The sequence below is a fragment of the Bacillus sp. FSL H8-0547 genome (genome assembly GCA_038002745.1).
Taxonomy (GTDB): domain Bacteria; phylum Bacillota; class Bacilli; order Bacillales; family Bacillaceae; genus Bacillus_P.
Window position 1 is genome coordinate 3626973 of record JBBODD010000001.1, and the last position, 18204, is coordinate 3645176.

At 43.2% G+C, this 18204-nt stretch carries 20 protein-coding genes; 18 read left to right on the top strand and 2 right to left on the bottom strand.

Annotated features, from left to right (window positions below; all coding sequences use genetic code 11):
- The first annotated feature begins 57 nt into the window (after positions 1–57).
- The 15 genes from MHB63_18300 to MHB63_18370 all read left to right on the top strand — a co-directional run bounded on the left by MHB63_18300 (position 58) and on the right by MHB63_18370 (position 11920).
- On the top strand, positions 58–591 hold the full coding sequence (locus tag MHB63_18300) for an NTTRR-F1 domain (GenBank protein MEK3808476.1): 534 nt from the start codon (positions 58–60) through the stop codon (positions 589–591).
- A gap of 165 nt (positions 592–756) precedes the next feature.
- Positions 757–1191: a MarR family transcriptional regulator gene (locus MHB63_18305; GenBank protein MEK3808477.1), complete on the top strand. Its 435-nt coding sequence runs from the start codon at positions 757–759 to the stop codon at positions 1189–1191.
- 20 nt (positions 1192–1211) lie between these two features.
- Complete coding sequence (locus MHB63_18310; GenBank protein MEK3808478.1) at positions 1212–1847, top strand: nitroreductase family protein; 636 nt, start codon at positions 1212–1214, stop codon at positions 1845–1847.
- Between the two features lie 19 nt (positions 1848–1866).
- Positions 1867–2163 carry a putative quinol monooxygenase gene (locus MHB63_18315; GenBank protein ID MEK3808479.1) on the top strand — a complete coding sequence of 99 codons (297 nt, stop codon included), beginning with the start codon at positions 1867–1869 and terminating at the stop codon, positions 2161–2163.
- 972 nt (positions 2164–3135) lie between these two features.
- Positions 3136–4083, top strand: coding sequence for a sugar kinase (locus MHB63_18320; GenBank protein MEK3808480.1), 948 nt, complete (start codon positions 3136–3138; stop codon positions 4081–4083).
- A 13-nt stretch (positions 4084–4096) separates the two neighbouring features.
- A complete protein-coding gene (locus tag MHB63_18325; protein MEK3808481.1) occupies positions 4097–5377 on the top strand; it encodes an MFS transporter in 1281 nt (426 codons plus the stop codon).
- An 18-nt stretch (positions 5378–5395) separates the two neighbouring features.
- A complete protein-coding gene (locus tag MHB63_18330; protein ID MEK3808482.1) occupies positions 5396–6061 on the top strand; it encodes a bifunctional 4-hydroxy-2-oxoglutarate aldolase/2-dehydro-3-deoxy-phosphogluconate aldolase in 666 nt (221 codons plus the stop codon).
- Between the two features lie 55 nt (positions 6062–6116).
- Complete coding sequence (locus tag MHB63_18335; protein MEK3808483.1) at positions 6117–7130, top strand: substrate-binding domain-containing protein; 1014 nt, start codon at positions 6117–6119, stop codon at positions 7128–7130.
- Positions 7131–7181: 51 nt separating this feature from the next.
- Complete coding sequence (gene hxlA / locus MHB63_18340) at positions 7182–7799, top strand: 3-hexulose-6-phosphate synthase (protein ID MEK3808484.1); 618 nt, start codon at positions 7182–7184, stop codon at positions 7797–7799.
- Positions 7796–8344, top strand: a complete 549-nt coding sequence (gene hxlB, locus MHB63_18345) for a 6-phospho-3-hexuloisomerase (GenBank protein ID MEK3808485.1) — start codon at positions 7796–7798, stop codon at positions 8342–8344. Before hxlA ends, hxlB begins: the two co-directional genes overlap by 4 nt.
- Positions 8345–8536: 192 nt before the next feature.
- A complete protein-coding gene (locus MHB63_18350; protein ID MEK3808486.1) occupies positions 8537–8776 on the top strand; it encodes a helix-turn-helix transcriptional regulator in 240 nt (79 codons plus the stop codon).
- Positions 8760–9110: a DUF2178 domain-containing protein gene (locus MHB63_18355; GenBank protein MEK3808487.1), complete on the top strand. Its 351-nt coding sequence runs from the start codon at positions 8760–8762 to the stop codon at positions 9108–9110. The genes MHB63_18350 and MHB63_18355 overlap by 17 nt, the downstream gene beginning before the upstream one ends.
- Positions 9111–9134: 24 nt before the next feature.
- Positions 9135–10004 (top strand): ABC transporter ATP-binding protein, encoded by an 870-nt coding sequence (locus MHB63_18360; protein MEK3808488.1) that lies wholly within the window; start codon positions 9135–9137, stop codon positions 10002–10004.
- Positions 9988–10716, top strand: coding sequence for an ABC transporter permease (locus tag MHB63_18365; GenBank protein ID MEK3808489.1), 729 nt, complete (start codon positions 9988–9990; stop codon positions 10714–10716). The genes MHB63_18360 and MHB63_18365 overlap by 17 nt, the downstream gene beginning before the upstream one ends.
- A gap of 847 nt (positions 10717–11563) precedes the next feature.
- A complete protein-coding gene (locus MHB63_18370) occupies positions 11564–11920 on the top strand; it encodes a glyoxalase superfamily protein (protein ID MEK3808490.1) in 357 nt (118 codons plus the stop codon).
- Positions 11921–11949: 29 nt separating this feature from the next.
- Here the strand turns inward: MHB63_18370 and MHB63_18375 are convergent, their stop codons facing one another.
- Entirely contained in the window at positions 11950–12339 is a 390-nt protein-coding gene (locus MHB63_18375) for an SET domain-containing protein (protein MEK3808491.1), read from the bottom strand.
- Between the two features lie 256 nt (positions 12340–12595).
- Here MHB63_18375 and MHB63_18380 point away from each other — a divergent pair, with 256 nt between their 5' ends.
- Positions 12596–13162, top strand: coding sequence for a hypothetical protein (locus tag MHB63_18380; protein MEK3808492.1), 567 nt, complete (start codon positions 12596–12598; stop codon positions 13160–13162).
- Positions 13163–13180: 18 nt separating this feature from the next.
- On the opposite strand, the gene ppc is transcribed toward MHB63_18380, so the two are convergent.
- Entirely contained in the window at positions 13181–15931 is a 2751-nt protein-coding gene (gene ppc / locus MHB63_18385) for a phosphoenolpyruvate carboxylase (protein ID MEK3808493.1), read from the bottom strand.
- 283 nt (positions 15932–16214) lie between these two features.
- On the opposite strand from ppc, the gene MHB63_18390 reads away from it, so the two are divergent.
- Together MHB63_18390 and MHB63_18395 are read left to right on the top strand one after the other, a co-directional pair.
- Positions 16215–16895, top strand: coding sequence for a YIP1 family protein (locus MHB63_18390; protein MEK3808494.1), 681 nt, complete (start codon positions 16215–16217; stop codon positions 16893–16895).
- Entirely contained in the window at positions 16892–18118 is a 1227-nt protein-coding gene (locus MHB63_18395; protein ID MEK3808495.1) for an HlyD family efflux transporter periplasmic adaptor subunit, read from the top strand. The genes MHB63_18390 and MHB63_18395 overlap by 4 nt, the downstream gene beginning before the upstream one ends.
- Positions 18119–18204 lie beyond the last annotated feature (86 nt).

The following is an 18204-nucleotide window of genomic DNA, read 5'->3' on the forward strand; positions in this document are numbered from 1 at the left end:
CCCTGTAATGGACATACATTAATAAGAATTAAGTTTGATAGATTCGGGGGAACCAGCGTGACAGATAATCGGATTGTAAACGGCAATTTTAAAACAGGCGGCCTTTCACCATGGACAGGATTTCATGCGGTCATTGCCAAAAGCAGCGGAGTCTATGCTGTCCGTTTGCTTGGCGGGGAGCTAAACAGTTTTATTACTCAATATGTAAAAGCTTTTCCGGGAGAAAGTTTTGAACTGAATGCAGCTTTGTTAAATGGCGGAGCCTTCAGCAGCCCGCAGATCAGCATATCCATTGCTTACTATAATGCAGCATACAAGCTGCTCGGACACGGGTTAATCAGAACGATTCCTGCAGGAAGACTGACAGACGGCAGAAGCAGGGATTGGGTTTGGATTGCTTCACCTGCACCTCCAGGAACAACACAGGCATTGGTGATGATCAATAAAATGCCTCAAATTGGAGCGCCTGATGTGATTGTCGAACATCTGGAGCTCTATCCGATTGGCAAAGGAGGGACAGAAAGCCTCAGAAAAGGAAACACAACGTTTATCAACCTGTACAAGGAAATTCAAAGAAGAAGTCAAAAATAGCATGATCCAGTTTTATTCATCATACGAATGAGCGTCTCCACATGGAGCGCTTTTTTTGTTGAATTCACCCATAGAAGCATACCTTTTGACTTTAAAAATCAAATCGTTTATAGTAATTGATAGGTCAATGATTGACTTATCAATTATAAAGGGTGGAGGATGCGATTGCCTCATTTCTGCAAGGAAGAAGAAGAGATCCTGTACCGGGTTTTTGAGATTACAAAACAGACGATGAGCAAGTTTGAACGCTGTACAGGCATCAGCCAGGCCCGTCTCGATCTTCTCCATCAGCTATATGAAGTGGATGAGATCAGTCAGAGGGCTCTGCAAAAGCTTGTTCATATTGATCATGCAGCTGTGACAAGACACCTTAAGCAGCTTGAGGAAAAGGGAATGGTTGTCCGCAAGAAAAACCCTGACGATCAGCGTTTCACTTATGTGAGTCTTTCAGAAGAAGGAAGATCGAAAATTGTTGCATACCGCTCAGAAAAACAGCGGTTTATCTCAAATGTGCTCGCAGACTTTTCAGAAGAAGAACGAAAAGTCCTGCTGGGAATGCTTTCCCGCATAAAAGAGAATGTTGAAAAAATAAATGAATAGCATCAGGGAGGAAAAACATCATGAATCAAACACTTATAAATGATTACCAGCAAATTGTAAGAGGCCGCAGATCCATCAGAAATTATGATCCGTCCGTTAAAATCAGCAGAGAGGAAATGGCTGAAATTCTTGAAGAAGCAGCACTTGCGCCGTCATCAGTTAACCTTCAGCCATGGCGCTTTGTTGTGATTGATACGAAGGAAGGAAAAGAAACGCTCGCGCCGCTTGCTAAATTCAATCAGAGACAAGTTGAAACGTCAGCCGCTGTGATCGCGGTTTTTGCAGATATGAAAAGTAATGAATACTTGGAAGAAATCTACAGCACAGCTGTAGAAAAAGGCTTTATGCCGGCAGAGGTCCGCGATCAGCAAGTCGCAGCCATTAAAGGCTTCTTTGAAGTGATGACATTCGATCAGCTTAAGGAAATGAACTTAATTGATGCAGGACTTGTTTCTATGCAGCTTATGCTGACAGCAAGAGCTCACGGCTATGATACAAATCCGATCGGCGGCTTTGAAAAAGACCAGATTGCAGAAGCATATGGACTTGATAAAGAGCGCTATTATCCGGTTATGCTTCTCTCAATCGGAAAAGCAGCAGATGCAGGCTACCAGTCGGTAAGATTGCCTGTCGAAAAAATTACAGAGTGGAAGTAACCGAAAGGATGATGGAAAAATGATTATTATACATGCAGGTTTTAAAGTGTTAACTGAAAAAGAAGCTGACTTTCTAAACGAAATTCGTCCGCTTGTTGCAGCTTCAAGAGAAGAAGAAGGCAATATTGCATACGATCTGATGAAGGACACTGAAACAGATGGCGCGTACAAAATGATCGAGCTGTGGAAGGATGCAGAAGCAGTTGAACTGCACAACAGCAGCGAGCATTTTAAGGCATTTTCAGGAAAAGCGATGCAGTTTTTTGCTGCACCGCCTGAGGTTAAAGTTTTCAATGGAGAAGAAATGAAAAAATAATGAAGAAGTGCCCATTTCAGTCAAGTACTGAAGTGGGCTTTTTTAATATAAACGCCTAATACCTATCAATCTCTGAAAAACAATTGATTACAGTGCAGCTGACTTTTGTGAAAGCTGTGCAAAAAAAGAGTTGTAAACCGCTTTCAAAAAGTGTATACTTTCACTAAACCGATTTACTAAACCGATTTATTAAAAGGCTAGGAGGCTGACCGTTACTTGATTATCGTTCCAATGAATGTTTTTGACAGAAAAGAAGTTTTAGAAAAAGGACAGCTGAATTTCATCCGGATAGCAGCTGAAGCAGGAGCAGACGGAATTGAAATACGCAAAGAGCTGCTTTCAGAACGTGACTCATTAACCTATCTGAAAGAAGAACTGGAGCGCCTTTCCATGTTTACGGTCTATTCTGCTCCGGCAGAGGTATGGGGTGAGGGTGGAATCTTACATTCTTCTGAACTAGTAAAAGTGTTCGGAGAGGCTCTCGCAGTTGGCGCAAAATGGCTGAAACTTTCTCTCGGTCAATATTTACAAGGAGTTTCCGATCTTACAGAACTGGATCTGTTTTTAAAGGATTATAAAGGGATGCAGCTTCTTATCGAAAATGATCAGACACCTCACGGAGGCAAAGTTGAGCGTCTGTCGGGCTTTTTTGAAAGCGCTTCGAATATGAGGATTCCAGTCAGGATGACATTTGACATCGGAAACTGGCACTTTACGGGTGAGGAGCCTGAATTAGCTTTCAGCAGATTACAAGAGCACATTTCCTATTTGCATCTAAAAGAAGTGGCATTAAGAGGGGGCGAGCTTCATCCATCCGAACTGTCAGCAGCAGAGCAGGCCGGGTGGAGGATGTTTCAAAACAGGACGGGGAAATCTGTCCCGGCTGCACTGGAATTTCCAATACATCCCCATGAAAGATTAAAAGAATTGATCGGTTTAGCAAAAGAAAATCAGATGGAAGGGTGGGAGGGCATGAAACCAATGGATGTTGTGACGTTTGGTGAAGCGATGGCGCTGTTCATGGCTGATGAGCCGGGACCGCTTGATGAAGTAAAACATTTTACCCGTGAGCTTGCAGGCGCAGAAACGAATGTTGCAATCGGACTTGCCAGGCTGGGTCTCAATGCCGGATGGGCAAGTAAGGTCGGGGAAGATGCATTTGGCACCTACATTATGAAAAGGCTTGCAGAGGAAAAAGTGGATGTCGAGCATGTGTTGAAAGATTCACGGTATCCGACAGGGTTTCAGCTGAAGGAAAAAGTTCTGTCGGGTGACCCTTTCGTTCAGTCTTTCAGAAAGGGCTCGGCAGCAAGCTATATGAACGAAGAAGACTTCAGGCCTGAGTATTTCAGCCGTGCGGCACATTTACATATGACGGGCATTCCGCTTGCTGTTTCTTCCCATACCCGGTCATTTGCTGAAAAAACGCTGAAGCACATGAAAACACTTGGAAAAAGCATAACATTTGATCCGAATCTGCGGCCGGCATTATGGGCTTCCGAAGAGGAAATGATTGAAACCGTGAACAGAATGGCTGTTCAGTCAGATTATGTTCTTCCCGGTTTAGCGGAAGGAAAGCTTTTAACCGGTTTGAACAGCCCTGAGGAAATTGCGGCGTTTTATTTGAATGAAGGCGTAAAAGCAGTTGTCATCAAGCTTGGAGAAGACGGAGCCTATTATAAATCCTTTAAAGAAGAAGGGGTTGTCAGCCCCTTCCAGGTGGAAACCGTTGTCGATACCGTTGGGGCGGGAGACGGATTTGCAGTCGGGCTCATCAGCGGTCTGCTCGAAAACCTCAGCCTGCACAACGCTGTTCTGCGGGGAAATGCGATTGGAGCACTTGCTGTTCAGTCCCAGGGAGACAATGATGGCTACCCTGACAGACATGCTTTATTTGACTATATGAATCAGACAATTTGAGGAGGACATTCCTATGAACCAGCCGCTTGCAAAGCAAAGATGGATCCGCTTAATACCTGTAGTCTTTATTACTTACAGCCTTGCTTACCTGGACAGGGCGAATTACGCTTTCGGGGCAGCGGGAGGCCTTGCAGAAGATCTGCAGATTACACCTGCCATTTCCTCCCTGCTTGGATCACTGTTTTTCCTGGGATACTTTTTCTTTCAGGTGCCCGGTGCACATTATGCGGAAAAAAAGAGTGCCAAGGTACTGATCTTCTGGTCGCTTATCGGGTGGGGAATACTTGCCACTCTGACCGGAATGGTGTCTAATGTCAACTACTTGTTCGCTATTCGTTTTTTGCTCGGAGTAGTTGAAAGTGCCGTTATGCCTGCGATGCTGGTCTTTTTAAGTCACTGGTTTACAAAAGCAGAGCGTTCAAGAGCCAATACGTTCCTGATTCTTGGAAATCCTGTGACGGTGCTGTGGATGTCAATTGTTTCAGGTTACCTTCTTGAAGCATACGGATGGAGATGGATGTTTATTATCGAAGGCCTTCCTGCTGTCATTTGGGCGTTTCTTTGGTGGAAACTCGTATTTGATCATCCTAAAGATGCGAAATGGCTGAGTGCGAAAGAAAAAGCGGATCTTCAGTATGCTTTGGAGCAAGAGCAGCAGGGCATTAAACCGGTTAAAAATTATAAAGAAGCGTTTAAATCAAAAGTTGTCATCTTACTTGCGGCACAATATGCTCTTTGGAGCGTCGGACTATATGGTTTTGTTATGTGGCTTCCTTCCATCATAAAAGCAGCTCCGAATATGAGCATTGTCCAAACAGGATGGCTTTCGGCTGTTCCTTATGTGCTGGCCGTAGCTCTGATGCTGCTTGCTTCCCATTACTCAGATAAGCTTCAGAAACGGAAAGAGTTCGTCTGGCCATTTCTTTTCGTTGGTGCCATTGCCTTTTACGCATCGTATTTAATCGGCCCTGATCATTTCTGGCTAAGTTTCGGTCTGCTTGTTCTGGCGGGCGGTGCCATGTACGCTCCGTACGGTCCGTTTTTTGCCATTATTCCGGAGATTCTCCCGAGGAATGTTGCCGGCGGCGCCATGGCCCTGATCAATTCCATGGGAGCACTGGGGTCATTTGTAGGTTCATATGTTGTGGGCTATTTGAACGGTTCTACAGGAGGATTTGGAGCTTCTTATCTATTTATGGCAGGGTCGCTGCTCATTTCAGCCATCTTAACCATTCTGGCAACAAAACAGTCCAGTAAAAAACAGATGAAGAACGGTGCATTAAACGTTTCATAATAAAAGGAGGCTACTGAAATGGGAGCAGCAGAAATCAGAAAACGCGGAGTTGTAGCAGTCATCAGAGGGGCTACGCCCGAATCGATTCTATCAATCGGAAAGGCTTTGAAAGCAGGAGGGGTAACGGCGCTTGAGATTACGATGGAAACACCTAAAGCTAGCAGTGTGATTGAGGCGGCAGCATCTCATTTTGGAAGTGATGTGCTTGTGGGAGCAGGAACCGTTCTGGATCCTGAAACAGCGCGCGCAGCCATTATGTCAGGGGCAAAATTCATCTTTTCCCCAACTGTCAAAAAAGAAACAATTGCCATGGCGAAAAGGTACGGAGTCATCAGCGTGCCCGGGGCCTTTACACCAACCGAAATTTTGACGGCATTTGAATACGGAGCTGACCTGATTAAAGTGTTTCCAGCAGATTCAGTCGGACCAGGCTACTTGAAAAATATTGCCGGACCGCTTCCGCACATTCCGCTAATGCCGACAGGAGGGGTGGATCTCCACAACACAGGGGATTACATCAAAGCTGGCGCAATTGCAGTAGGAGCAGGCAGCACACTTGTCAATACAAAAGCCGAGCTTACTGATCAGGTTCTTTTTCAGATGACAGAGAAAGCTGCAGCCTTTATTGAAGAGGTGAACAAAGCCCGCAATACGGATAAATACGCGCAAGTCAGGGGAGGCTGAAACGTCTAAAGCAGTGGATTCCCCTTCTTCTATCAGATAGAATGAAGGGGAAGACATGTTTGAAAGAGTGATGACAATGGCACGTATAACAATGGCGGATGTTGCCAGAGAAGCTGGAGTGTCCAAAAGCACGGTCTCCCAGTTTATCAACAAGCGTTATGAATATATGGGAGAAGACACAAAAAAGAAAATAGAAGCAGCGATTAAGGACCTTGGCTATCAGCCGAATTATCTGGCCAGAAGCCTGAAGCAAAAACGCACGTCCATGATCGGCATTATCGTGGGAAACATTATGCACCGGCTGTCGACTGAAGTCAGCCGTTCGATTGAAGACTATTGCCATAAACATGATATACACGCTATTCTCTGCAATGCAGACGATGATCCGGAGAAAGAGCGGCAGTACATTGAAGTGCTCCATGCCAAGCAGGTGGATGGCCTGATCATTTTTCCGACAGGCAGAAATCTGGATTTGTATCAAAAATTGATCAAAGAGAACTATCCGGTCGTATTTATGGACCGCAGAGTGGAAGGGTTGGAAGCAAACTACGTGCTGGCAGCAAATGAAGCTGCAGCTGCTGAGTCCATCAGGCATCTGCTGGCCGGCGGGCACAAGGAAATCGCCATAGCAACCCAGCCGCTTGTCATCAGTCCGAGGATCGACAGACTAAACGGATACAAAGAAGCTCTTCGCGAGGCAGGCATTCCGCTTAAACAGGAATATATGATTCATGCAGAAAGAGAGCAGATGAAGACAGAACTTAAAAAGCTGTTTTCACTAAAGGATCCGCCAACCGCGCTGTTTGCCGGAAACGACTTGGTCTTTATGGAAACTCTTGAATTTTTCAAAGACAATCAGCTGAAAATCGGAAAGGATGCGGCACTGGTCGTATTTGATAATATTCCGCTTGCCCATTTGGCTGAAACAGGAGTGACGACGATCGACCAGCCCGGTTACAGAATGGGACAGAGAGCTGCAGAACTGCTCCTGAAAAAAATCAATGGTGAACATGTTGCTCCTGCAGAAGAAGTGTTTGACTGCGAATTAATTATAAGAGAATCTTCCTGATGATTCTCTTTTTTTAAACGGAGCAACTAAACCGGTTTAGGAGGACGAAAAATGAAGATACAGCTCGCGCTGGACCGAATGACGATAGAAGAAGCGATAGAAACGGCATCCAAAGCTGCACCATATGTCGATATTCTTGAGACCGGAACGTCCCTTATAAAGGAATTTGGAATGACCAGCGTTCAAAAATTGAAAGAAGCTTTTCCGGACAAGCAGGTAACAGCGGATATGAAAACCATGGACAACGCGGTATACGAGTGCGGTCTGTGCTTTGATGCGGGAGCTGACATAATGACAGTGATGGGGGCAAGTCCCATTCAAACAGTGGAAGCATGCGTAAAAGAAGCTGAAAAAAGAGGGAAACAGGTAATGATTGACCTGTTGAACACAACGGCAGAACAGCGGGAAGAACTTGCTGTATTTAAACATGCGGTTTTCTGCGAGCATGTGAGCAAGGATGAACAGGAACTGACGGGAGCAAGACTTACCTTTACTGAAGGAAGGCTTAATACAGCTGCAGCAGGCGGACTGACTCCGGAATCCATCAGCAGGATGAATGAGCTTCCTGACATTCTCATAATAGGGTCGGCCATTACAAAAGCAGAAAACCCTGGTCTTGCAGCTGCAAACCTGAGAACCCTGATCCTTGAAAAGGAGGCAATGAAATGAGCGGAACGGACACGATTTTAAAAGAGATAGAGACCGTATTAGGCAAAATAGACGATGGTCAGCTGATCGCCATCTCAGAGGAATTAAACAAAAACAGGCGGATTTTTGTCACAGGAGAAGGTCGCTCGGGACTAATGGCAAAATCGTTTGCCATGCGCCTGATGCATCTGGGTGCAGAGGTGTATGCTGTCGGAGAAACGATCACACCAGGCATGTCGGATGATGATATGCTTGTTGCCGTATCCGGTTCAGGAAAAACGAAAAGTGTTCTGTGGACAGCTGAAAAAGCAAAGGAATTAGGCTGCTCCGTTCTGGCAGTCACAGCTGATTCTGAAGGTCCGCTTGCAGAAACAGCTTCCATGGTTCTCCATGCACCGGCAGCCACTAAGTACCGCAAAGAAGGCGAACAGCCGACGGTTCAGCCTCTGGGTTCGTTATTCGATCAGTGTGTCCATCTTCTTTTTGACGCAATATGCCTGAAATACGCTGAACTTAAAAAGGTTTCGAATGAGCAGGCTTTTTTAAAGCACAGTAATGTGGAGTAAAAAAACGTAGATATTCATTTATGGGATCTTAATGTGAACCTGACGATAAATTATCGTCAGGTTCTTTCTGTATGATAAGTCTTATTTAATCAAAGTAACAAAATAAAAAGTAAAAACATTTAGTTATTTTATATAAGTTTACTTTACTTTTATAAAAACCAAGTTTACAATTTGACTTAAGAGGTGTTGATGATGAAGAAAGATTTTGGAGATTCCATATCCAACAAGGTTTACGAGTACCGTGTACTAGCAAGAATGTCTCAGCAAGAATTGGCAGAGAAAGTCGGAGTTTCCAAACAAACCATTTTTGTAATGGAAAAAGGAAATTATGTACCCACAATGCTTTTGGCTTTCCGGATTGCCGATTTTTTTGATGTTGATGTAAACGAAATTTTTACTTATGAGAAAGGGAATGATGGAAATGATGTTTGATTATGTAACAAATACACTTTTTTCCCCACTAAAAGCATGGGTGGAACAATCAACTGCTAACTGGAACATGCTGATTGTTATTGGTTTTATACTTGTTTTTGTAGGTATAGGGCTTATATTCATCCTTCGAAACAAAATAGGTAAGGAGGACGAAAGAACAAATCAAATATATTTAAAAAGTTCTCTTATCATGTTAAGTGGAATCATTTTGTGCGATATGTTTTTCCCGAAAGATTATATGTGGCAAATTTTCTTCTTATTTAAATATTCAATCGCCTTCATTGCTGCAGCTATATATCTTGCCATTCGATATGTAAAAGATTTTTCAAACTGATGAACAATATAGGGGGATGGTAAAATGCATATTGATGCAATTACTAAGAAATACAAGGACGCTGTCGTTTTAAATGGGTTGTCTTTTTATTTCAAACAAGGGGAAATCGTCGGTTTAGTTGGCAATAATGGCGCTGGAAAAAGTACGCTGATGAAGATAATCGCTCAAACAATTCAGAAATTTGATGGATCAGTTAAAGACAATGATCACGTTGGATACTTGATTGAGGAACCTAAGCTATTTAGTAATAAGACTGGATTAGCACATTTATCTTATTTTTCAAAAATTTACGGGAACAAATTTAAACTTAGTGAATACGAAGAGCTTTTAAAGAGTTTACATATATTTGATGTATTGAATAAAAAAGTAAAGGAATATTCCTTGGGAATGAAGCAAAAGTTAGGAATAGTTATAAGTCTATTGAACAATCCGAAGTATGTTGTACTAGATGAGCCGACAAATGGTATGGATATCGAAACATCCATCCAAGTATTGCAACAATTGAAAAAAATGGCTAAGGAGCGGAGAATTGGTGTTTTGATATCCAGCCATAAGTTAGAAGATATTGAGAGCGTCTGTAATCGTGTCTTGTTTTTAGAAAATGGGAACATTCTTGAAGAAGAGCTATTAAATGACAAGAGCCAGTGCATATTAAAACTAGTTTTCGATCATCCTAGTGAATTAGCCGCTTTTATTGAACATCAAAAGTTTGGTAGTATCATTTATTCGAGTGAAAAAACAATTGAAATTGAAACAACTTCAGAAAACGCTGATATTTTCCGTTTCTTAAATAAATTGGGGATAAAATTAGTTGATTTTACTAGTGAAAAGAAGACGCTTCGTAATGTCTATATGAAAAAACTTGGAGGTGAAGATCGTGGTATTGGATATTAAAAATTATGTTAATGAGAATTTAAGTGATTTATTAAAGAGGGGACATTTGATTGTCGGATTACTGGGAGCATTAGGCCCGGCAATACTCATAAGTTATCTCATCCTAATAGGAACTGCTGCATCGTTTAACATTAAGCATGTCTCGAACTTTTATTGTATGTTGGGAATGCTCGCTGCTGTATTACACCCCCTTTATTTTGTTAATAGAGACTATTTATCTAAGACAGTCTCATTGATTAACAACTCAAAACAAAACAGAAAAAACTATGTACTAGCAAATGTCGTAATTGCACTATGGGTCAGTTTCATATATGTGACAGTAGGGATTGCCTTACTTTTAGTTACAAAACAACTTGGGGTGTCTGGAGAGTTGAAGATTTCCTTCCTTCTGGGATTTTCTGCTAACGTGTTCCTTCTAGTGCTAACTTTTTTCTTGTTCGGATATTTTTTATTATTATATGGTGTCGTAAGTGGAGCAGTTTATGGTATTTTGACAGCGTCCCTGTTCTTTTTTCACAATATTTTGTCAAATTTGTTGGAGAGCATTGATAACGTATTTATTTCAAACTTAGTTGAAAATTTCCCTGGTTATTTCTATCCAGTCATGGTTGCCTCAAATCCACTTTCTTCTCTGCAGTACTTGATTGGATGCTTGACATTGATTGTACTTTTCGTGCTAGTCCTTAAAAAAAGTGAAAAAATAGAAATTTAATTTAAATAAAGGACTGTGACATAACTATCTTCTAATAATCAAACCAGGAATCTTTATTCTTGATAGCACTTATCGGGGAGAAAGGAACCGCCAAACGAGGAATCACTGTTCTTGATGGCACTTAACAGGCATAAATGAACCATCAAACCAGGAATCTCTTTTGTTGATGGCACTTATCAGGCAGGAATGAACCATCAAACCTGGAATCTCTGCTGTTGATGGCACTTATCAGGCAGAAATGAACCATCAAACCAGGAATCTCTGTTGTTGATGGCACTTATCAGGCAGAAATGAACCATCAAACCTGGAATCTCTGTTGTTGATGGCACTTATCAGGCAGAAATGAACCATCAAACCTGGAATCTCTGTTGTTGATGGCACTTATCAGGCAGATAGGAATCATCAAACTCGCTATATCTGTTGTTGATGGCACTTATCAGGCAGATAGGAATCATCAAACGAGGAATCTCTGTTATTGATGGCACTTAACAGGCAGAAATGAACCATCAAACTCGCTATATCTGTTGTTGATGGCACTTAACAGGCAGTAATGAACCATCAAACCTGGAATCTCTGTTGTTGATGGCACTTATCAGGCAGAAAGGAACCGCCAAACCTGGAATCTCTGTTGTTGATGGCACTTATCAGGCAGAAAGGAACCATCAAACTCGCTATATCTGTTGTTGATGGCACTTATCAGGCAGAAAGGAACCGCCAAACCAGTAATCTCTTTTGTTAATGGCACTTATCAAGCAGGAAGGAACTGCCATTACACTTAAGAATAGGTTTAGCTTGTGAAAATAGTAAACTGATAAAGGAGAGGGAAATAGTGAGTCCAGCATTCCAAATGAAAAGTCCGACCCCTATTTTTCGCATATTTGATGAAGAAAAAGCCAGAGAGTTCTATCTATCATTTCTGGAATTTAAAGTGGACTGGGAGCACCGTTTTGAAGAAGAACTGCCCCTCTATATGCAAATATCCTTGGGTGCTTGTATTCTTCATCTTTCAGAAAACTACGGGGACTGCTGTCCGGGGGCAGCGGTGAGAATTGAAGTCTCAGATATAGAGGCGCTTCATGCCAGCCTGACAGCCAAACAGTATAAATACGCAAGGCCTGGGATTGAAGAGATGCCATGGAATACCCGTGAAGTTCGTGTTGGGGATCCATTCGGAAACCGGATTGTGTTTTATGAGACTATGTAAAAAAACTGACTCCTGAGAGTCAGTTTTTTCTAGTTGTTTTCGTCTTCGCGGTCAAACCAGAGGAGCTCTTGATCTTCTTCATCGCCGTTGTAGTTTATGAGTATTTCTTCTCCGGCTTTGATGTCTTTGTAGGCGCTGAAAATAAACACGTGTTTTTCAAAGCTGATGTCATACGTGGCATTCGGTGTATAGGAGTGGTTGAAGAGCATTCCGTAGCCAAGGAGAATGCAGGTGTGGTTTTTGCCGTACTCGAATGCATAATCAGCTAATGTTGTTTTTTCAATGTGGGCATGCTCTGCGTTAGGGTAGGGGATTACCGGTGCTTCGTGGATAACCTCGCCTTTTTTAATGTCACGCGTTGCGAAAACGCCTCTATTAAATTCCCCGTCACTAAGGGAGGATGTTTTGATTTCAATCATTCTGTCACCTATTTCTCTTTCCTGCTGCGTTTTTGTACCTATCCTAGCTTGACAGTTAACTGGTAAAAAAGCAACTGTTTTAAGGAAATTCTTTTATCGTGTGAAGCGTGCATTTGGATTGTTAGTGTACATGTCCGGATTGTAAGAGAGAGTATTGGGACTGTCAAAAAACACATCTGGACTGTTAATCTGTTTGTAAGGAAAAAGTGCGCTATTCCTTGAATAAATTTTAAAAAAGCAATGGGAGGGATTCGAGATGAAAAACGTACATATGTTTTCAGGCTGGCTCTACCAAAAAATCGGCTGGAAAACCGTGCTTGCTGCATTAGCTGTCTTCATACTCTTTATGATTTTTGTCCTGCCGAATGCTGCAGAATCGAGCAAGGCGGCAACAGGCACAGGAGAATCGCCGGACGGGTCATACCTTTATTCCGCTCAAACTCTTTATGAAATAGCTGAAAGCTATGGTGAGAAGGGGAGGGACCATTACATTAAAGCAAGGTTCACGTTTGATGTCATCTGGCCTCTTGTTTATTTGTTTTTTCTTGCATCCGTTATCACTTTTTTCCTGCACGGCCTCAAACCGCAGCTGTTAAAATTGGCTAATCTTCTTCCGTTTGGAGGAGCGCTCTTTGACTTTCTCGAAAACATCAGTGCTTCAGCTGTTATGGCAAGGTATCCTGCCAAAACGCCCGTTGCAGCAGAACTCACGCCTGTTTTTTCCTTTATAAAGTGGTCGCTTATTTATGCAAGTTTTGGCTGTGTGTTTTTAAGCCTCATGATCTGGCTGTTTTTAAAAGCCAGAAAAAAACCGGACGCATGACGCGTCCGGTTTGGGCAATCAGCCAGTATTTCTAAGTCCTGCGGCAATGCCGTTAATTGTGAGCAGCACTTCGCTTAACAATTCTCCGGCATCTGATTCTTCATCCGTTTTGCGAAGCTTTGAAATGACATCCACCTGCAAAAAGCTCAGCGGGTCGACATAAGGGTTGCGGAGTCTGACAGATTCCTGGATGTTAGGAATGTGATCCATCAGTTCATTCTGGCCTGTAATCGCAAGAAGCGCATTTTTTGTCTGCACATACTCCGTTTCGATATCGTTGAAGATGCGTTCAGCAGCCTGTTTATTTTCTACCATCGCCAAGTATTCTCTTGCAGCCATCAAATCTGCTTTCAAAAGGGCCATTTGAAGATTATCAATGGTCGAACGGAAGAACGGCCATTTTTTGTACATTTGTTTTAAGTTATCAAGATTTCCTTCAGACAGTCCGGTGCCGGCTGCATACCAGGCAGGGAGAAGCTGTCTGCTTTGAGTCCAGGCAAATACCCATGGAATTGCGCGAAGATCTTCAAACCGTTCGCTGCCTTTTCTGCTCATTGGACGTGAGCCGATATTGAGGGCCCCAAGTTCCGGAAGCGGTGTTGCCTCTTTGAAATAGGTCAGGAAGTCAGGATCTTTAAAGACCAGCTCCTGATATTTGCTCAGGGATACAGATGAAATTTCATCCATTTCTTTTTCCCATTCCCCGGTCCGGACGTTGGACTGTTCGGCTTCTGATGAGACATGTGCTGCAGCTGTTATCAGTGTGGATGCCGCCTGTTCAAGACTGCGGTAGGCAATATCATACAAGCCGTAGCGGGAGGATAGAACTTCACCCTGCTCTGTAATTTTCACCCCGTCACCCAGTGTTTCAGCAGGCTGAGAAAGAAGACTTCTATTAAGCGGACCGCCGCCGCGTCCGAGTGAGCCGCCGCGTCCATGGAAAAATTTCAGCCTCACATTGTAATGCTTAGCCATGTCATGAATTTCCTGCTGCGCTTTGTAAAGCTTCCAGTTCGCGGTCAGCGTTCCGCCGTCTTTGCTGCCGTCTGAATACCCGAGCATGATTTCCTGCAGATTATTCTGTTCACTCAGGTGCTTTTGGTAAAAATCAAGCTGAAACAGCTGTTCCATAATTTTCGGTCCTGCCACCAGGTCGTCAATCGTCTCAAGCAGGGGAGCGACGTTCAGCCTGCTTTCGATTCTTCCATCCGGATGAAGCCTGTAGATGCCCGCTTCTTTTGCAAGCACCATCACTTCAAGAAGATCGCTTGCAGACTGGGTCATGCTGATTAAGTAAACTTCAATGGAACGTTTGCCGAATTCTTTATGGGCACGTCTGATCATATGGAAAACGTCCAGAACGTCCTGAGTTTCTTTTGTATAGTTCTCTTTAAACGAAACTAGAGGCCTCGGATCCTGAAGCACGTCCTGCAGCAGCTTCATTTTTTCCTCTTCTGTGAGACTTGAATAGTCTTCTGCAAGGTTAACAGAATGGAAAATCTCTTTGATGGCAGCCTCATGCTCTCCGCTGTGATTTCGGATATCAAGCGTTGCAAGGTGAAAACCGAACAGCTCCACTTGCCTGATCAGTTTTTGCAGGCTTTTCAGTTCGTACCCTTTCGGATGATGAAGCAAAACGCTCTGCTGAATCATTTTCAAATCTTTCAGCAGCTGATCAGAACTCCTGTAGCAGAAGGCCTGCTGCTGATCAAGTTTTTTCAGCATGATGGTCAGCTTGCAGCGGTAGATTTCATGCTCCACCTGCCATCTTTCTCCTTTGCTTAAAAGAGGCGTTTCCCCCTGCACGGACGCAAGCAGTTCATCGCTGACAGCAACCCGTTTGGTCGACTGGCTAAGGCGTTTTCTGAGGATTTTCAGCGATTCTCTGTACTTTCTGAGCGCGAGCGCTCTCTGTTTCGTCAAGGTTTTCCACGTAATCTCAGGTGTTACGTTAGGATTTCCGTCTCGGTCTCCGCCAATCCATGAACCAAAGCGGAGGAAATTAGGAACATGCCATTCCTGCCCAGGATAATTTTTAGACAGGCAAAGCTCCAGCTCCTGGTGAATTTGCGGAAGCACTTCAAAGAGCGTTTCATCGAAATAGTAAAGTCCGTTTGCGACTTCATCCATTACAGTAGGTTTACGGTCACGCAGTTCATCCGTCTGCCACAGAATAACCACTTCATTGAACAGTCTGTCCTCAAGTTCTGCACGCTCGCGTTCTGTGTGAATCGGCTGGTCAAGACTGTGCAGCAGGCCGGCAATGCGTTTATGAATTTCAAGAACACTGCGGCGTGTCGCTTCAGTCGGGTGGGCGGTAATAATCAATTCAAGGGAAAGAGTTTTCAAAAGCTGCTGAATCACTTCTGATGAAACCCCGTTTTCCTTCATCGAAGCTACAGCATGTTCAAGGGAGCCCGGCTGTTTGCCTGAGTCTTCCTGAAATTGATACTCGCGTCTTCTCCGGATGCGGTGATTTTGTTCTGCGATGTTCACCAGATGAAAATAAACAGCAAAAGCCCTGATCACCTGTTTTCTGAGCTCCGGGTCGAGTGTCGAAATCTCAGCTTTTAAGTCTGCGTATATGCTTTCATCCGCATGGCAGCGAAGTGATTTTGTCATTTCTCTAATCTTTTCTACCATTTCAAGCAACGGATGACCGCCCTGATGAACAAGGACATCTCCAAGCATATTCCCTAAAAACTTCACATCGCGCCTCAAAGCAGCGTGATGATCGCGTTCCTTGATCGTTTCTGTTTTAGCTGTCATATTTAGCACCTCTTTACTGGAATGGATTCCATCTCTGATTAAAGATGTTTTTTGAAAATTAAAATAATGATAAGTTTACCATAAAACGTATAAAGATGCATAGTGTGAGGTTATCTGCCAATTCAATTTACTGAAAAAACTCGTCGCAGGTGGCTGGGAAATGTCTAAAAATAGACCGGAATCTGAGCTGATTTTTCATAATATGCCAAAAGTGACTATTAACCATGCCGGAAATATGCTATAAATTTCTAGTAATCGTTTTTTTTTGACAGGGGGAAATAGAATGCATCACGTTCGTATAGTAGAAGGCTTAACAGAACCCTCTGCTTACTTTGGAAAATTGAAAGAAGCTGAAGCCATTAAAGGATTTTACGCAAGATTTGCAGCCTTGATTGTGCTTAGCGTGCTTCTTGCAGCAGCAAGTGCGTACCTCGGTGTACATACTGAGGCCATTACTGCTTATCTTGATCTGATAAAAAGGGAGAAATTTGAGTTTGCCAAGCTGTTATTCGGCATCGGCGGCATCGTTGCTTCAATTACTGCTCCTCTTGTTATGGTTCTCTTTTTCACCTTCGTATTTAAAGTGTTTTATAGAGATATAGAGTGGGACAAGCTGATCACGCTTCAGCTGTTTCCGTTGTTTTTAATGACGATGGAAAAACTGCTGAACTTTCCGTTCTTTCATTTACTTGGCGTTCAGCGCGATTCCTCCCCATTTGGATTTGGCGTTCTGATTCAGCTTTTGACAGATCAGACCTTCGCCGTAACGTTAGTAAGCTTCATAACGGTGTTCCTTATATGGAGCGCATATGTGCAGATGATTGGACTGAAAATGCTTTCGGATAAATCATGGAAGCGTGCTGCAGGAACCGTAATCTTCTCAAACCTTCTCTACATTCTGCTTGTAGCTGTCTTTACAGTACTTGTGCAGGATATCGGGATTTCGCTTCAGGGGGACGTATGAAAAAACAAGCAGTGATCGGAATCATTTCTTTAGCCGTTGTATTTATGGCTGTTAATACAGCCGTTATTTTCACATCAGACAAAATCGAGAGATCGAAATCAATCAGTCAGTTTACAAAAGCGGAAACGGGGGACCTGCAGAAACTTCTTTTCACAAAAGGGGTGGTTGTTCCTGCTTCAGATTATAAGGTCATGTACAGCAAAGACCTTGGAACGCTACAGGAAGTACTTGTCAGCAAAGGTGATGCCGTAGTGACAGGAGATCCTCTCATCACTTATGAAACCGGCCACCTGGACGCTGAAATGGAAGAACTGCAGGATCAAAATACGGATCTTAAGTCCAGAATTTCCTCTGCAGAATCAGACCTGTCCGATTTGCAGGACGACTTAGATGAGGCAAGCGTCCCTGTTGAAGTGGAAGAAGGCGTCTATCTGGATGATTCCGCAGGCAAGAAAGCCATAAGCAGTCAAATTGGCGACAAGCAGGATCAAATTGACTACCTGAATCAGCAGATTGACAGTAACGAGCAGAAGATTACAAGACTGCAAGCTCAAAAAGAAGCTTATAATGTGACGAGCAAAATGGACGGGATTGTAACAGCCGTCAATCCTTTTCCTCAAAGCCCCGAAGATCCGATGATCGTCATTCAATCCAGTGAGCCCTTTCTAATAGAAGGCAAACTGTCCGAAAAAGACGCTGTGCAAGTAAAAGAGGGTCAAAAGGCGACTGCCGAAGCAGAAGCCCTTCCAAATACAGAAAAAGAAGCGATAATCAGGGAAGTGACGATGACGCCAATCGATAAGCCTTCTGTTGATCAGAACGAGAGTTATTATCCGTTTCTCGCTGAACTGATTGAACCCTCTGAAAACTGGCATCACGGATTTCATGTCGGCATGGACATCGTGCTTGAAGAGCGGAGCGGGGTCATCGTCATCGACGACACAGTGATGAAAAAACAAAAGGGTAACCAATACATTTATGTGCTGAAAAAAGGGAAACTCGAAAAAAGGAAGCTGGATCTCGGCCTGAAAATAAACAGCCGAAATGAAGTCCTTCAGGGTCTTGAAAAAGGCGAACGCATCGTCACAAAGCCATCTCCAGACCTTAAAAACAACATGAACGTATTTATCCCGATGAATCATCACTACCTTGAAAAGAAAACGCTGAAATCATTTACAAACGAACAGAAAATCAGGCTGATTATCAGCGGAATGGTGAAATGAAGGTGCTTTTGAAGCACTTTCTTTTTTTGGCGTCATTCTTTAACGCAACTTATTAAATCCTTTATCTGCCGTTAACAATTGATCAT

Bases quoted from the DNA above. Each gene is read 5' to 3' on its own strand.
- MHB63_18310 (MEK3808478.1), top strand. From the start codon at position 1,212: ATGAATCAAACACTTATAAATGATTACCAGCAAATTGTAAGAGGCCGC.
- MHB63_18315 (MEK3808479.1), top strand. From the start codon at position 1,867: ATGATTATTATACATGCAGGTTTTAAAGTGTTAACTGAAAAAGAAGCT.
- MHB63_18320 (MEK3808480.1), top strand. From the start codon at position 3,136: ATGAAACCAATGGATGTTGTGACGTTTGGTGAAGCGATGGCGCTGTTC.
- MHB63_18325 (MEK3808481.1), top strand. From the start codon at position 4,097: ATGAACCAGCCGCTTGCAAAGCAAAGATGGATCCGCTTAATACCTGTA.
- MHB63_18330 (MEK3808482.1), top strand. From the start codon at position 5,396: ATGGGAGCAGCAGAAATCAGAAAACGCGGAGTTGTAGCAGTCATCAGA.
- MHB63_18335 (MEK3808483.1), top strand. From the start codon at position 6,117: ATGTTTGAAAGAGTGATGACAATGGCACGTATAACAATGGCGGATGTT.
- hxlA (MEK3808484.1), top strand. From the start codon at position 7,182: ATGAAGATACAGCTCGCGCTGGACCGAATGACGATAGAAGAAGCGATA.
- hxlB (MEK3808485.1), top strand. From the start codon at position 7,796: ATGAGCGGAACGGACACGATTTTAAAAGAGATAGAGACCGTATTAGGC.
- MHB63_18350 (MEK3808486.1), top strand. From the start codon at position 8,537: ATGAAGAAAGATTTTGGAGATTCCATATCCAACAAGGTTTACGAGTAC.
- MHB63_18355 (MEK3808487.1), top strand. From the start codon at position 8,760: ATGGAAATGATGTTTGATTATGTAACAAATACACTTTTTTCCCCACTA.
- MHB63_18360 (MEK3808488.1), top strand. From the start codon at position 9,135: ATGCATATTGATGCAATTACTAAGAAATACAAGGACGCTGTCGTTTTA.
- MHB63_18370 (MEK3808490.1), top strand. From the start codon at position 11,564: ATGAAAAGTCCGACCCCTATTTTTCGCATATTTGATGAAGAAAAAGCC.
- MHB63_18375 (MEK3808491.1), bottom strand. From the start codon at position 12,339: ATGATTGAAATCAAAACATCCTCCCTTAGTGACGGGGAATTTAATAGA.
- MHB63_18380 (MEK3808492.1), top strand. From the start codon at position 12,596: ATGAAAAACGTACATATGTTTTCAGGCTGGCTCTACCAAAAAATCGGC.
- ppc (MEK3808493.1), bottom strand. From the start codon at position 15,931: ATGACAGCTAAAACAGAAACGATCAAGGAACGCGATCATCACGCTGCT.
- MHB63_18390 (MEK3808494.1), top strand. From the start codon at position 16,215: ATGCATCACGTTCGTATAGTAGAAGGCTTAACAGAACCCTCTGCTTAC.
- MHB63_18395 (MEK3808495.1), top strand. From the start codon at position 16,892: ATGAAAAAACAAGCAGTGATCGGAATCATTTCTTTAGCCGTTGTATTT.